General features: G+C 70.2%; 11 protein-coding genes, 1 pseudogene and 1 riboswitch. Of the genes and pseudogenes, 7 read left to right on the top strand and 5 right to left on the bottom strand.

What is annotated here, in order from left to right; genetic code table 11:
- Positions 1–4 precede the first annotated feature (4 nt).
- Positions 5–175, bottom strand: a complete 171-nt coding sequence (locus QFZ74_RS02675) for a hypothetical protein (RefSeq protein WP_307619160.1) — start codon at positions 173–175, stop codon at positions 5–7.
- Positions 176–367: 192 nt separating this feature from the next.
- Here QFZ74_RS02675 and QFZ74_RS02680 point away from each other — a divergent pair, with 192 nt between their 5' ends.
- The 3 genes from QFZ74_RS02680 to QFZ74_RS02690 all read left to right on the top strand — a co-directional run bounded on the left by QFZ74_RS02680 (position 368) and on the right by QFZ74_RS02690 (position 3,292).
- Positions 368–1,108, top strand: a complete 741-nt coding sequence (locus QFZ74_RS02680) for a class I SAM-dependent methyltransferase (RefSeq protein ID WP_307619161.1) — start codon at positions 368–370, stop codon at positions 1,106–1,108.
- A gap of 483 nt (positions 1,109–1,591) precedes the next feature.
- Positions 1,592–2,365 carry a VOC family protein gene (locus QFZ74_RS02685; protein ID WP_307619162.1) on the top strand — a complete coding sequence of 258 codons (774 nt, stop codon included), beginning with the start codon at positions 1,592–1,594 and terminating at the stop codon, positions 2,363–2,365.
- A gap of 120 nt (positions 2,366–2,485) precedes the next feature.
- On the top strand, positions 2,486–3,292 hold the full coding sequence (locus QFZ74_RS02690) for an SAM-dependent methyltransferase (RefSeq protein ID WP_307619163.1): 807 nt from the start codon (positions 2,486–2,488) through the stop codon (positions 3,290–3,292).
- Between the two features lie 126 nt (positions 3,293–3,418).
- Here QFZ74_RS02690 and QFZ74_RS02695 read toward each other — a convergent pair whose 3' ends face one another.
- On the bottom strand, positions 3,419–6,085 hold the full coding sequence (locus QFZ74_RS02695) for a hypothetical protein (protein ID WP_307619164.1): 2,667 nt from the start codon (positions 6,083–6,085) through the stop codon (positions 3,419–3,421).
- Between the two features lie 238 nt (positions 6,086–6,323).
- On the opposite strand from QFZ74_RS02695, the gene QFZ74_RS02700 reads away from it, so the two are divergent.
- Complete coding sequence (locus QFZ74_RS02700) at positions 6,324–6,854, top strand: SRPBCC family protein (RefSeq protein ID WP_307619165.1); 531 nt, start codon at positions 6,324–6,326, stop codon at positions 6,852–6,854.
- Positions 6,855–6,945: 91 nt separating this feature from the next.
- Positions 6,946–7,049: riboswitch (cobalamin riboswitch) on the top strand.
- Between the two features lie 61 nt (positions 7,050–7,110).
- Positions 7,111–7,542, top strand: a complete 432-nt coding sequence (locus QFZ74_RS02705; RefSeq protein WP_307619166.1) for a (2Fe-2S) ferredoxin domain-containing protein — start codon at positions 7,111–7,113, stop codon at positions 7,540–7,542.
- Between the two features lie 349 nt (positions 7,543–7,891).
- Here the strand turns inward: QFZ74_RS02705 and QFZ74_RS02710 are convergent, their stop codons facing one another.
- Positions 7,892–9,112, bottom strand: a complete 1,221-nt coding sequence (locus QFZ74_RS02710; protein WP_307619167.1) for a CdaR family transcriptional regulator — start codon at positions 9,110–9,112, stop codon at positions 7,892–7,894.
- 125 nt (positions 9,113–9,237) lie between these two features.
- Between QFZ74_RS02710 and QFZ74_RS02715 the strand changes: the two genes are divergently transcribed.
- Together QFZ74_RS02715 and QFZ74_RS02720 are read left to right on the top strand one after the other, a co-directional pair.
- Positions 9,238–10,788, top strand: coding sequence for an NAD(P)/FAD-dependent oxidoreductase (locus QFZ74_RS02715; RefSeq protein ID WP_307619168.1), 1,551 nt, complete (start codon positions 9,238–9,240; stop codon positions 10,786–10,788).
- Between the two features lie 92 nt (positions 10,789–10,880).
- Positions 10,881–11,240, top strand: a pseudogene (locus QFZ74_RS02720) (alpha/beta fold hydrolase); the annotation flags it as partial.
- A 284-nt stretch (positions 11,241–11,524) separates the two neighbouring features.
- Here QFZ74_RS02720 and QFZ74_RS02725 read toward each other — a convergent pair.
- The gene (locus QFZ74_RS02725; RefSeq protein ID WP_307619169.1) at positions 11,525–12,952 is read right to left on the bottom strand and encodes a DEAD/DEAH box helicase; all 1,428 of its coding nucleotides are present in this window, start codon (positions 12,950–12,952) and stop codon (positions 11,525–11,527) included.
- 181 nt (positions 12,953–13,133) lie between these two features.
- On the bottom strand, positions 13,134–13,337 hold the full coding sequence (locus tag QFZ74_RS02730) for a cold-shock protein (RefSeq protein WP_307619170.1): 204 nt from the start codon (positions 13,335–13,337) through the stop codon (positions 13,134–13,136).
- Between the last annotated feature and the right edge of the window lie 285 nt (positions 13,338–13,622).

Consider the following 13,622-nt stretch of genomic DNA (forward strand, 5'->3'; position numbering starts at 1 on the left):
CCGGCTAACGCGCGAAGTTCAATCCGTTCCCCGCCCCGACCTCCACCACCCGCCCCGCCAACCCGGCCAACAGCCGCTTCCGGTACGCCACTATCCCGGCCTTCTCGAGCGCGGGGCCGGCGACCTTGGCGTAGAAGGACGCGAAGACGGGATGACGTACGGGCTTTTGTGCCATGCGGGCCACCGGCTTTCCTCGCGGCGGATGTCCTGCGAATGTCCTGGGGTCCTGCTCCGATTATGGAGTCCCGCACAGACATCGACGGGACCACGCCCGACACGACGTATAGCCCCTCCCCATCACCACACCACCCGAAGCCCCGATAAACGCGTCGACACCGCCCCACCCCGCCCGGCAGAGTGGCCGTCCATGACGAGCAGCGAGCTGTGGGGCCGTGCGACTGCCGAGCGCTATGACGACGAGGTGACCGAGCGGTCCTCGGCCGCTTTTCTCGAACCGACTCTCGCCTTCCTCTCCGAACTGGCCGGGGACGGCAAGGCGCTGGAGTTCGCCATCGGGACCGGCCGTGTCGGCGTGCCGCTGCGGGAACGCGGGGTGCCCGTCGTGGGCATCGAACTGTCCGAACACATGGCGGCCGTGCTGCGCCGCAAGGCCGACGCCGACACGCTCCCGGTCACCCTCGGAGACATGGCCACGACGATCATCCCGGGCGAGTTCACGCTGGTCTACCTGGTCTACAACACGATCTCGAACCTGCTCACTCAGGACGAGCAGGTCGAGTGCTTCCGCAACGCGGCCCGCCATCTGGCACCTGGCGGCCGCTTCGTCATCGAGCTGGAGGTCCCGCCGCTACGTTCCCTGCCGCCCGGTCAGAGCGCGGTCCCGTTCGATGTGTCAGACCATCATCTCGGCTTCGACACCTTCGACCTGGTCGAGCAGATCCTCGTCTCGAACCACTTCACCCGCGACGGCACCGACGGCCGTTACCGCCGCGGCAACTCCCGTCACCGGTACGCCTGGCCGGCAGAGCTCGACCTGATGGCCCGCATCGCCGGACTCGAACTGGAACGACGGGTCGCGGACTGGGACGGCACACCGTTCACGCAGGACTCCACGCAACACATCTCCGTGTGGCGCAAGCCGGTCTGAGAAGCGGCCGGACAGGATGCGGGCGGGGCGTCCCTGGCGATAATGACGAGGTCTGGCGTCCCCGGTCGGCACAATGCCCGCCAGGACCGCCGCGGCAGGACACCCATGGCTTACGGCTCCTCGGGCGCCGCCACCTCCGCGGGCTCCTCCCGCGCCATGGCCACCCTCAGCACCGCGCACGTGACGATTTCGGCCACGAGGCCGCAGGTAAGGGCTGCCGGGACGCCGTTGCCGAGGTTCATGGACGCGTACAGGAGACCTCCGCTTCGAGCCACTGGGTCCACCGCGATCCGCACCAACTGGCACACCAGCAGGCCGACGACGGTCGCGCAGACCGTGCCGATCCCCCATCGCCGGGACGGTGGCCCGCGTGTTCCCCGACTCGAGTGAAACCCCGCTGCCGTCCGGACCGGTGCGCCGGGGCGGGGCGGCCGGGTGGGCATAGTGACGGGTCTGTGCACTGGACCCGTGGGAGGACATCGCATGCTCGGCACCGAGTTCCGTACCGGATCACCCAACTGGATCGACCTCGGCAGCCCCGACACGGACGCGGCCGCCGCCTTCTACGGCTCCGTGTTCGGGTGGCAGTTCGTGCCCGCGGGGCCGGAGGCGGGCGGGTACGGCTTCTTCCAGAAGGACGGGAAGACCGTCGCCGCCCTCGGGCCGCTCACCGAGGAGGGTGCCAAGTCGGCCTGGACGACGTACTTCCAGAGCGACGACATCCAGGCCACCGCCCGTGAGGTGGAGACCGGCGGCGGCACGGTGCGCGTGCCTCCGACGGACGTCGGCGACGGGTGGATCGCGCAGTTCACCGATCCGAACGGCGCCCAGTTCGCCGCGCTCCAGCCGGGCAGCGGCCTGGAGAAGACGTCCGAGGACAACACGCTGGTCTGGGTGGAGCTGCACGCCGGTGAGCCGGAGGAGGCCATCGGTTTCTACAACGGCCTGTTCGGCTGGCGGTCCGCGGAGATGCCGGCGCCCGGCATGACGTACAGGGTGCTGAGCATCAAGGACGGCGATCAGCAGGACGGATCCTTCGGCGGCGTGGCTCCGCTGCAGAGCGGGCAGCAAAGCCCCGGCTGGGTACCGTACTTCGCCGTGGCCGACGCCGATGCCACGGTCGAGGCGGCGCAGAGGAGCGGCGGTACGGTGCTGATGCCCGCCGCGGACGTGCCGGACGTCGGGCGCATCGCCTGGCTGGCGGACCCGGGCGGAGCGGCGTTCGCCGTGCTCCAGCCGAACCCTCGACAGGCCTGACGAGTCATCAACTCACGGGCCAAGAGCCCGTATCGGGCTACTTTCGAGGCCAAGTGGTTTTCAAGCGCGGTCGAAGATTGTCAGACTGCTCGCACACAGCAGCGAGCAGAGGAGCGCTCCATGACCGAGTACGTTGCCCGTCCGCTCGACACCAGTCGCCCGCACCCCGCCCGGGTTTACGACTGGCTTCTGGGAGGCAAGGACAACTACCCGGTAGACGAGGAACTCGGGAACCAGCTCACGGCGCTCGAACCGCGGGCGAAGCAACTGGCCACCCAGAACCGGTGGTTCATGCACCGCGCCGTCCGCAAGCTGGTGGGCGGCGAGGGGATCCGTCAGTTCCTCGACATCGGCACCGGCATTCCCACCGAGCCCAACCTCCACCAGATCGCCCAGAAGACGGCGCCCGAGTCGCGCGTGGTCTACGTCGACAACGACCCGATCGTGCTGGCCCACGCCGAGGCGCTGCTGCACGGTACGCCGGAGGGCGTGACGGAGTACGTGCAGGCGGATGTGCGCGAGCCGCACACGATCCTCGAACAGGCCCGAAAGGTCCTCGACTTCGACCGCCCGATCGGCCTCTCTCTCATCGCGCTCCTGCACTTCGTGCCCGACTCCGAAGGCGCGCACGACATCGTCGGGGAGCTCGTGGCGGCGCTTCCGGCGGGCAGCTTCCTGGCCCTGTCGAACGGCACCGCCGACTTCGACCCCGACACGATCGGCCGGGCGGCCGAGGCGTACAAGGCGCGCGGGGTCACCGTCGTGCCGCGCTCGCACGCCGAAGTCAGCCGTTTCTTCACGGGACTTGAGCTGCTGGAGCCCGGTGTCGTCTCCCCGCCCGAGTGGCATCCTGAGCTGGCCACCGGCGAGCCGCTCCTGGAGAGCGGTCAGGTGCCGATCTACTGCGGAGTGGCCCGCAAGCCGTAGCCCCACGAAGCGGGCAGAGCGCTCCGCCTGTTGCCCTACAGCCCCCCCTGCCGCTTCGGTCCGGCAGGGGGCGCGGCGCGCACGGCAGCGGGCACGCCCACCCTCCGAACCGCGCGCCGCGCACCATCACTTGAGGGTGACCACCAACGTCGTACGCCGTTCACCGCTCGGCGCGGAGGCGACGACCTCCTGGCCGCGCGCCGTCGCGACCGTCCTGTACGCCACCGGGTGACCGTCGAGCGTGACCGAACCGATCTCGGCGCCCGTCGGTACGACGTGACCGATGACGAGGTCCGCCTTCAGACGGTCCCGGGTGACCTCGGTTGAGTACTTCCTGCCCTCGTGCCGGGCGCGTACGTCGACGGAGCCCGCCGCCAGCCGGATGTCACGGCCGGCGATCCGCTCCTGGCCCGTCGGCACCTGCGGGACCACCGAGAGCCGGCTGCGGCCCAGGTCGGGCGAGACACCGAGCTGCTGGTGGACGACCGGCCACAGGACGCCGTACGCGCCCCAGGCCTGGAGCGCCATCGACCGCTCGGTCAGCGGGCGTTCGATGTTCGCGGGCGCGTCCGGGCTCGGCGCGGTCTCGGGCATCGCACCCGGCATCTCCCAGGCGGACGGGTCGAGTTGGATGCGGGCGTTCGCCGTGGTGTAGCGCTGCTGCTCGTCGCTGCCCAGGCGGCCGTAGTTCCCTTCGGCGACCGCCATGATCGCGCTGTTGAGGGAGTAGATGACGCGCTCGCTCTGCACGGCGGACACGGCGCTGTCGCAGGCGGCTCCCTTGTTGCCGCCCTCGGCGGAGGTGGGGCCGGTTCCGGTGTGGTAGAGCCCGAACTCGCCCGAGTAGCAGTTCTGTTGCCGCCTCTGCAGCGCGGCTCGGCCGTGTTCTGGGGAGGCCAGGGGGAGGGTGGGGCGGCCGGGGCGGACCAGTTCCGCGTCCATCGGGGTCACGCCGATCCAATGGCGTTGCAGGATGGGGCGGTTGTCGGGGTCGTGCAGCGAGTCACCGTACTGGTCGGTGTCGCCGCCGGCCCACCAGGTGCTCTCGAAGCGCTGCTCCAGCGCCTCGGCGCGCCGCGTCGCCCAGGACTCCGTCGCGGTGTCGTGCCTGCTGCGCGCCATGTCCGCGAGGTCGCGCAGGCCGCGGACGGTGTAGACCGCGTTGTCGAGCTTCTCCTCGCCCATGCCGGTGCGCTCGACGTTGCCCGTGCCCTCGGGCCATCCGTCGCCGTCCTGGTCGAGCGTGCGGTAGACGGACTTCATGTTGCGCACGGTGAAGTCGTACATCTCGTCGCGGAAGGCGTCGTCCCCCGTCCAGCGCCACACCAGGGCGACGGCGCTCGGGAACTTCGCGGTCTCGTCGGTGTTGCCCGGGTCGCCGTTGGCGCCGTAGTAGACCGAGCCGTCCGGCGTCACCTCGTGGACGACCTTGCCGCTGCGCTCGTTGACGACCTCGCTGACGTCGCGCAGCGACCGCAGATGGGTCTTCACGTCCTCGAACCGGCCCGCGGCCAGCGCAGCGAACGCGGTGTACTCGCCGTCGGTCCCGAAGAGCCACGGGTAGTCCGGCCAGCCGGCGCCCAGCCACCGTGCGGACCTCAGCTCGCCGGCCGGCGCGGGATACGCCTTGCCCTCGTCGACGAGCCGCAGGCGCAGGTCATGGGACTCCTGGGCGGAGTCGGCGAGGTTCTGCTTGGACCACTCGACACTGCGCTCCAGCAGCCGGTCGCCCGGCAGTTCGACCGACGTCCGGGCGGCCACGGCGCGACGCTCGGCGATCCTCTTCCGGAGCAGCGCCTCCGGGTCGGCGAGCACCCGCTCGTACTGGGTGCGCGCCTGCCGCGGCCCCTGGTCCGAGCCGGCGACGGCGAACCACAGTGTCATCGGTGTACCGGCCTTGAGCTCGACGCCGTAGTTCAGCCGTCCGCCGGTGCCCTTGCCGAACGCGGTGTCGTCGCACCGCTTCGGCGCGTCACCGGTGGCCGGGCAGATCACGGGATCGCTCTGCGGACCGCGATGGTCCGGACCCAACTCATGGGTGTTCGGAGCGAGTTTGCTGCCGACGACGGCCGCGTAGTCATGGGGGTCGGTGTGAGGGACGTCGGGGGTGCCCTGCTCGCGGAAGACGAGCGCGTCGCCGGAGTAGGAGCCCTTGTCCGGGAGGTTGAACGCGAGTTGGTCCGGCTGCGTCCAGCCCCAGGGGTAGGAGTCCATCAGCTCGGAGTGGGCGTCGAGGGCGAGCTTCACCTTCGTGTCCCGCTGCGCGGTGAGAGTGAGGCCCACCAGCCCGGCACGCAGCCCGTCGGGGGCGAAGTCGGTCCGGCTCGCTCCGACGCCGCCGGTGGCCGCGTAGTCGACACGGGTGTAGCCCCAACCGCTGGTGAACTTCCGCGCCTTGGCCGTCCCGTCCCCCAGCCAGTGGCCGTCCAGGCCGAACCACATGCCGTCGAGCAGCTTGATCGGCTGGGTCCACATGCCGCCCATCTCGCCGCGGATGTGCCAGCCGGCGGCGGGATAGAGGCCGTCCTCGGTGCTCATGGAGTAGAACCGGTCACCGATGCTCACCGCGCGCCGGTCGGCCAGCCGGTTCGTCTCCGACAGCTCGGACAGGCGCGGAAGTTGGGACAGCCGCGACAGTTGAGTGGGGGCCTCGCGATCAGGCTGGGCCTGGGTGGCGGGTGCGCAGAGCATGCCGGACGCGAGGGCCGCGGTGGCCGCCAGGAAAAGTGCTGTTCGTGGCCGCATCATCACCCCGAAGGTCTTCCACTCACCGCCGGCCGCTGTCCTGTGCACCCTGCGGAGGGGTGAGAGGGGAATGGCTGGAACGTCGCGTGAACGCCGGAAGTCAACCAGCGCTGACGTGCACGGGTCAATCACCCTGACCGGATCACTCCCAAGGGCACGAGTGCGGGACGTCTGTCCTGGCGAGGCCTGCTGCTCGCCCCTCCGATGCGCCGAGGCGCCCCCGCTCTAGGATCGACGCCAGTCGCCGCCGGGGGCCGGGTGGTTCCCCGCTACGAGGGAGGGCAACGTGAGGTACGCCGACGGGCCGAGTGTGAGCTGTGACGTGTACGTCGAGGCGGATCCGGAGCGGGTGTGGGAGTTGGTCACCGACATCGGTCTGCCGGCCCGGCTGAGCCCTGAACTCCAGCGCGCGGAATGGCTCGAAGGCGCGGCGGGGCCCGCGGTGGGGGCGCGCTTCGCGGGCTACAACCGCCACCGGATGATCGGCGAGTGGCGGACCGTCTCGCATGTCGTCGAGCTGGTCGAGGGGCGGGTGTTCGGCTGGGCCGTGGTGGATCCGGACGGCCGGTACGGGGACCCGGTGAGCGATCCCGAGAAGCGCATGGCCACGTGGCGCTTCGAGTTGGCGCCCGAGGGGTCGGGCACCACGCTGCGGCAGGTCGCCGAGATCGGGCCGGGGCGCTCCGGGCTCAGCGCGGCGATCGACCGGGCGCCGGAGCGCGAGGAGGAGATCATGGCCTTCCGACTCGGGGAGCTCCGTACGAACATGGAGGCGACGTTGGGCGGCATCAAGTCGCTTGCGGAGGAAGCCGAGTAGCGACGGCGTCGCCGGCACACCCCACGCCGTTGCACCATCAAGGGTGTCGGCGCCGATGGGATGATGATCGAAAGCAAGGCGACGGCGGTCCGAGGAAGCCGGTGTGAATCCGGCGCGGTCCCGCCACTGTGATCGGCTCGTCGCGGCTCGGGCGGCAACTGCCCGAGCCGCGACGAGCCGAGAGCCAGGAGACTCACGCCGTCGCCTCCTCGAAGCGATACCGGGGCGGATCTCCCCGGGAGAGGAGTTGATGGGCATGCCCGAAACGCCGGCGGAAGCAGCGGACGTACCGGATGCGGCGGACGTAGCGAACGTAGCCCTCGCACAAGAGGCCGGGCCGGTGCCGTGCCGGGTCGTCGTGTGCCGGGACTGCTGCTGCGGCAGCCCGAAGGTGCCCGGCGTCGATCACGCCGCGCAGACCGCGCGCCTGCGCGCCGAGGTGCCGGTCCGCATCTCCGAGTGCCTCGACGCGTGCGACCAGGCCAATGTGATCGTCGTCCAGCCGTCGGCTGAGGGCCGGGCCGTGGGTGGCCGACCGGTGTGGCTGGGCCTGGTGAACGATTCCGCGGCGACCGAGGACGTCATGGAGTGGGTACGTGCGGGCGGCCCCGGCATCGCGCCGCTTCCGGAGATCCTGGGGCTGTACGCGTTCACGCCGACGCGGCGGCTCGACCGGCCGGCCGGCTGAGAGTGATGAACGAGAGTGATGTGACGTCGTGTTCTCCTCACCGAGGAGGACGTCGCGGCGTTCGCAGACCTCGTGGGCGACAAGGACCGTCACCACCTGCTGCGGCACGTCTGTGCCGGTTCACATGCCATGCCCCTGCCCCTCCCCCTGCCCCGTCCCGTGTCGCGGGTACCCCACGCGGGCAACATAGCCGTCATGGTGACCTACGACCGTATCGGCGCGACCTACAGCGCCACGAGACGGCCGGATCCGCGGGTCGCCGACCGGATCGAGCGGGCCCTGGGTGATGCCGCGACAGTGGTCAACGTGGGTGGGAGCCGGGTTGGGCCGGACTCGGGGCGTCCGCAGGTCAGTCGCGTCCGCGCCACCGGATGAATTCGAGGGCGGCCGCGACGTCGAGGGTGTGAGCGGCGAGCGGGAGCGGCAGCAGTTGGTCGGCGCGGGCGAGGCGCCGGAGCAGGGTGTTGCGGTGGGTGAAGAGACGGGCGGCGGCGCGGGAGGCGTTGCACTGTTCGGCGACGAAGACACGTACCGTCTCGGTGAGTTCGGCCGGCGCCGACGCCAGGTCGCCGAGAGTGCGGGTGACGAAGCGGTCGGCGCGTTCGGGGTCCTGGGTGAGGAGCGTGACGAGTTCGACCTCGTCGTAGGAGGCCAGGCGCTGCGTGGACGAGAGCCGGGCCAGCATCTGCTGGGTGGTGAGCGCGTCGAGGTGACTGCGGCGGAAGCCGTCGATGCCGGGGGCCGTCGAGCCGAGCGCGACGCGTACGGCTGGCAACCGGTCCAGGCCGACCCGCACTTGGTCCGCGTCGGGGCTACCGTGGACCCACACCCAGCGGGTCGCGGCGCTGGCGATGACGCTCAACGGCCGTGACTGGTCAGCCGCGTTGGCGAGGGAGTCGGCGGCACGGTCGAGTTGATGGAGATCGGTGTCGGGATCGTCGGTCCACACGACGGCCGCGGTGTGCGTCGGGTCCAGCGCGTAGCCCAGCCGGTTCTCGGCATGCTGCCGGGTGATCGGTGCGCCGTCCAGGAGGAGGGTGACGATCTCGCGGCGTTCGGCGTGGGTGCCGCGGGTGAGCTCGCCGCGCTCGATGTGCATCCGCGCGGCGAGGGCGGCCACGGTGTCGTCGACGAAGGCGGAGATGGAGCGCAGCGACACGTCGAGCAGTTCGCGCAGCTCCTCGGTGTCGTCGGTGAGCGAGCAGGCGATCTGGGTCCACAGGCGCACGGCGACGCCCTGGCCGACCCGATAGGTGTCGAGGGCGGATTCGTCGAGGCCACGCCGCACGAGGTCCCGGGCGATGGCCAAGGGCGCGTCTCCCACGTTCGCCGGCACCGGTTCACCCGGGGCGCGGACGTTGGACGCGGCCCAGAACAGCAGGTTGGACCGGTTGGTCCGACGCGTCCCGGCGGCGAGCACGGGGTCGGCGGCGATCGTTTGCTGCGCGTCGCCGGCGAGTGTGGCCGCGTCGAGTTCGTCGATCCACTCCTGCCGGGGGTTGAGCGCGATCTCCGCGCCTCGGCGGATCAGTTCCCGTACCCGGGGTGACGGCGGGTTCCACAGCGGCATACGAGGACTGTAGCGGTGCACAGTGCACCATGCACACGCGCATCTGGTGCACACTGCGCCTGGCCGCCCTCTTCGCCACACCTCACCATGGTCGAGCCGCACGTCGCCCTCTGGAGTCGCCGCCCATGTCTGCTGCCTCAGCCTCACCCGCCCCTGCTTCGTCCGCCCCGGCCTCGTCCGCCGTCGAACATCTCGACGTCCTGATCATCGGCGCCGGCATCTCCGGTATCGGGGCCGGTCGCTATCTGAAGACCGAACTGCCGTCGAAGAGCTTCGCGATCCTGGAGGCACGGGAGGCCTCCGGCGGGACCTGGGACCTGTTCCGCTACCCGGGCATCCGGTCCGACTCGGACCTGCACACCTTCGGTTACGAGTTCAAGCCGTGGCGGGACGAGGAGTCCATCGCCTCCGCGCCGCGCATCCTGACGTACCTGCGCGAGACCGCGACCGAGAACGGCCTGGACAGCCACATCCGCTACCACCACAAGGTGGTCTCCGTGTCCTGGTCGACCGACCGGGCGCGGTGGACGGTGCTCGTCGAGCGCGCCGACACCGGCGAGCGGACGACGCTCACGTGCGCCTGGCTCTTCTGCGCCGGCGGCTACTACCGCTACGAGGAGGGATTCACCCCGCACTTCGAGGGCCGCGAACGCTTCCGCGGCACGATCGTGCACCCGCAGCAGTGGCCCGAGGACCTGGACTACGCGGGCAAGCGGGTCCTGGTGATCGGCAGCGGCGCCACAGCCGTCACGCTGCTCCCCGCGATGGCCGAGACCGCCGCGCACGTGACGATGCTCCAGCGGACGCCGTCGTACATCCTGCCGGTCCCGAGGAAGGACGTCGTCGCCAACGCGTTGAAGAAGTTCCTCGGGCAGGAGCGGGGCTACGCGCTCACCCGGCGCAAGAACATCGCCCAGCAGCGCCTCATCTGGGCCCTCTGCCAGCGGTACCCCAAGGCCGCGCGCCGGTTGATCCGGTGGGTCAACGCCCGTCTGCTGCCCGCCGGTTATCCGGTCGACGAGCACTTCAACCCTCCGTACGACCCCTGGGACCAGCGCCTGTGCGCGGTGCCCGACGGTGACCTCTTCAAGACCATCCGCGCCGGAAAGGCCTCGGTCGTCACCGACCGGATCACCACGTTCACCGAGAACGGCGTACGACTCGCATCCGGGCGCAAACTCGACGCCGACATCGTCGTCACCGCGACCGGCCTGAGCGTGCAGGCGTTCGGCGGCATCCAGGTCACCGTCGACGGCGAGGAGATCCGCCTGGCCGACACCGTCGCCTACAAGGGCATGATGCTCTCCGGGATCCCCAACCTGGCCTTCTCGATCGGCTACACCAACAGCTCCTGGACGCTGAAGGTCGGCCTGCTGTGCGAGCACTTCTGCCGGCTGCTCGCCCACATGGACACTCATGGTCACGACATCTGCCGCCCCGAGGTGGCCGATCCGGCGATGCCGACCCGGCCGTTCCTCGACTTCGCCGCCGGGTACATCCAGCGCGCGGTCGACCAGCTGCCCCGCCAGGGCGACCGGATGCCCTGGCTGACGTCGATGGACTACCACTCCGACGTCAAGCTGCTGCGCGCCGACAGCGTCGTCGACCCGGAGCTGCATTTCACCCGGGTCGAGGCCGCTCCGGCTACGGCTACGGAAACGGCGGTCGCGCGGTGAGCGCCGAGAGCGAGCTGACCGGCACGACGCCTCCGGATGCGTCCGAGGACCGGTTCGTCGACCTCCCGGGCGACGTCCGGATCCGCTACCGCGTGAAGGGTCCGGCCGACGGGCCCCCGCTTCTCCTCGTCGCCGGCCTGGGTCTCGACCTCACCTCCTGGCCGCAGCGGATGGTCCGCGGCTTCATCGAGCGCGGTTTCCGGGTGATCCGGTACGACAACCGGGACGCCGGACGCTCCAGCCGGATCGGCACACCGCCTCCGGGACGGCTGCGGCAGCTGCTGGCCCGACCCCGGCCGGACTCCTACGACCTGGGCGACATGGCCACCGACGCCCACGGCCTCCTCGACCACCTCGGCGTCGACCGCGCCCATCTGGTCGGCATGTCCATGGGCGGCATGATCGCGCAGACGGTGGCGGCCCGGCACCCTGACCGCACCGCCACCCTGACCTCGATCTTCTCCACCACCGGCAACCGGCGGGTGGGGCAGCCGGCGCCGTCGACCCTGCTCCGGATGGCTCGGCCGCCCGCCCGCACTGTCGAGGAGTCCGTCGAGCGGCATCTGGCGATGCTCGCGCACGTCGGATCGACGACGTACGCGCCCGACGAGGACCTGGAACGCGCCTGGGCGACCGCCGTATGGCACCGCGGCGGCGTCTCGAAGGGGGCGGCGGTGGCCCGCCAGATCGCTGCCATCCAGGCGTCCGGCGACCGCCCCGCGCGTCCGTGCTCGCGCTACGCGCCCCGGCGTACCCGGGCGGCCTTGCGGGCCTCCGCGATCTGGCGGGCCTCGGCAGAGCGGCGGGACTCGCCGCCGCCGCGACCGGGCTGCCCCCGGCGGGTGCCCATGCCGCGGAAGGGCGCACCGCCGCGCTGGGGGCGCTCCGCGACGGCGCCACTGCCGGCGACGGGGACGTTGGAGGGAGCCTGGGCGCCGGTGATGCGGCTCAACTCGGCCTCGCCGGAGCGGACCTGCGTCACCTGCGGCCTGATGCCCGCGTCGGACAGGAGGCGGGCCATGTCCCTGCGCTGGTCGGGCAGGACCAACGTGACGACACTGCCGGACGCGCCGGCGCGGGCGGTACGGCCGCCGCGGTGCAGGTAGTCCTTGGGATCGCTGGGCGGGTCGACGTTGACGACGAGGTCGAGGTCCTCGACGTGGATACCCCGGGCCGCGACGTTGGTGGCCACCAGCGTCGTGATGTCACCGGTCTTGAACCGGGCCAGGGTGTGGGTGCGCTGGGGCTGCGACTTGCCCCCGTGCAGTGCCGCTGCCTTCACACCGCTGCTCAGCAGGTGCTTGGTGAACCGGTCGACGGCGTGCTTGGTGTCCAGGAACATGAGCACGCGCCCGTCGCGGGCGGCGATCTCGGTTGCGGTGGCGTACTTGTCGGCGCCGTGCACGTGCAGCACGTGATGCTCCATCGTCGCCACCGAGCCTGCCGACGGGTCGACCGAGTGGACCACCGGATCACGGAGGTAACGGCGGACCAGCAGGTCGACGTCGTCGTCCAGCGTGGCCGAGAACAGCATGCGCTGACCGTCGGGGCGTACCTGGTCCAGCAGTTCGGTGACCTGGGGCATGAAGCCCATGTCGGCCATCTGGTCGGCCTCGTCCAGGACGGTGATGTTCACACGGTCCAGGCGGCAGTGCCTGCTCTCGACGAGATCGATGAGGCGACCAGGCGTCGCGACGACCACCTCGGCTCCGTCGCGCAGCACACCGGCCTGCTTGTTGATGGGCATGCCCCCGACCGCGGTGGCCAGCCGCAGCTTCAGCAACCGGGCGTACGGGGTGAGGACATCGGTGACCTGCTGGGCCAGCTCGCGCGTGGGGACGAGGACCAGGGCCAGCGGCTTGCGCGACTCGGCACGCTGCCCGGCCGTGCGTACGAGGAGCGCCAGACCGAAGGCGAGCGTCTTGCCCGATCCGGTGCGCCCGCGTCCCAGGACGTCGCGCCCGGCGAGGGCGTTCGGCAGCGTGGCCGCCTGGATCGGGAACGGCTCGTGCACACCGAGCGTGGGGAGCATCTTCAACAACTCGGCGGGCATGGCCAGTTCGTCGAAGGTCGAGACCGCGGGGAGGACCGGCGTGGCGGTGGACGGCAGCGCGACCTCACCCTGTGGGCGCGAACGGTCGTTCGCGGGAGTTGACTGGTCCATGGAGAACCTTCCTCGAAAGGGCGCGCCTCGAGGAATTCCCGACAGGAACAAGCCGGATAGTCGCAAGAACGAGCCGAACGTAATGTGAAACAAAAATTATCGGAAAGCATAAACAACCGGCTGGGGCCTCACATGGAAAGTGAGACCCCAGCCGACTCATCGACGCGACGTCAGCGCGACATCAGGCGGGAGTGATGTTCTCCGCCTGCGGACCCTTGGGTCCCTGCGTGACGTCGAAATTCACCTTCTGACCTTCCTGGAGCTCACGATAGCCCTGGCTGGCGATGTTGGAGTAGTGGGCGAAGACGTCCGGGCCTCCGCCGTCCTGCTCGATGAAGCCGAAGCCCTTTTCCGCGTTGAACCACTTGACGGTGCCAGTAGCCATTCCATATCCCCTTCGGGGCCGTACCCGGGATCGCATTCTTGCGATCCCCTACGTTGCCACAATGAACCCCGTCCGGATGAGCACCGGAGACACGAAAGCGCCCGACGGTATACGACCGCCAGAGCACTTGAAGTTTCGGGAACCACAACTGCAACTTAGGTCAATTTTAACACGGATCCGCATCTGCGCGACTTTTCCCCCGCGACGGCATCGATCATCTGTTCGCATAAACGCGCCCTTTCATCGCCTTATAAAACCAGTCTCATATTCCGGCCCGAATTCCCG

Source organism: Streptomyces sp. V3I7, assembly GCF_030817495.1.
Classification (GTDB): domain Bacteria; phylum Actinomycetota; class Actinomycetes; order Streptomycetales; family Streptomycetaceae; genus Streptomyces.

Bases quoted from the DNA above. Each gene is read 5' to 3' on its own strand.
- QFZ74_RS02675 (WP_307619160.1), bottom strand. From the start codon at position 175: ATGGCACAAAAGCCCGTACGTCATCCCGTCTTCGCGTCCTTCTACGCC.
- QFZ74_RS02680 (WP_307619161.1), top strand. From the start codon at position 368: ATGACGAGCAGCGAGCTGTGGGGCCGTGCGACTGCCGAGCGCTATGAC.
- QFZ74_RS02685 (WP_307619162.1), top strand. From the start codon at position 1,592: ATGCTCGGCACCGAGTTCCGTACCGGATCACCCAACTGGATCGACCTC.
- QFZ74_RS02690 (WP_307619163.1), top strand. From the start codon at position 2,486: ATGACCGAGTACGTTGCCCGTCCGCTCGACACCAGTCGCCCGCACCCC.
- QFZ74_RS02705 (WP_307619166.1), top strand. From the start codon at position 7,111: ATGCCCGAAACGCCGGCGGAAGCAGCGGACGTACCGGATGCGGCGGAC.
- QFZ74_RS02710 (WP_307619167.1), bottom strand. From the start codon at position 9,112: ATGCCGCTGTGGAACCCGCCGTCACCCCGGGTACGGGAACTGATCCGC.
- QFZ74_RS02715 (WP_307619168.1), top strand. From the start codon at position 9,238: ATGTCTGCTGCCTCAGCCTCACCCGCCCCTGCTTCGTCCGCCCCGGCC.
- QFZ74_RS02725 (WP_307619169.1), bottom strand. From the start codon at position 12,952: ATGGACCAGTCAACTCCCGCGAACGACCGTTCGCGCCCACAGGGTGAG.
- QFZ74_RS02730 (WP_307619170.1), bottom strand. From the start codon at position 13,337: ATGGCTACTGGCACCGTCAAGTGGTTCAACGCGGAAAAGGGCTTCGGC.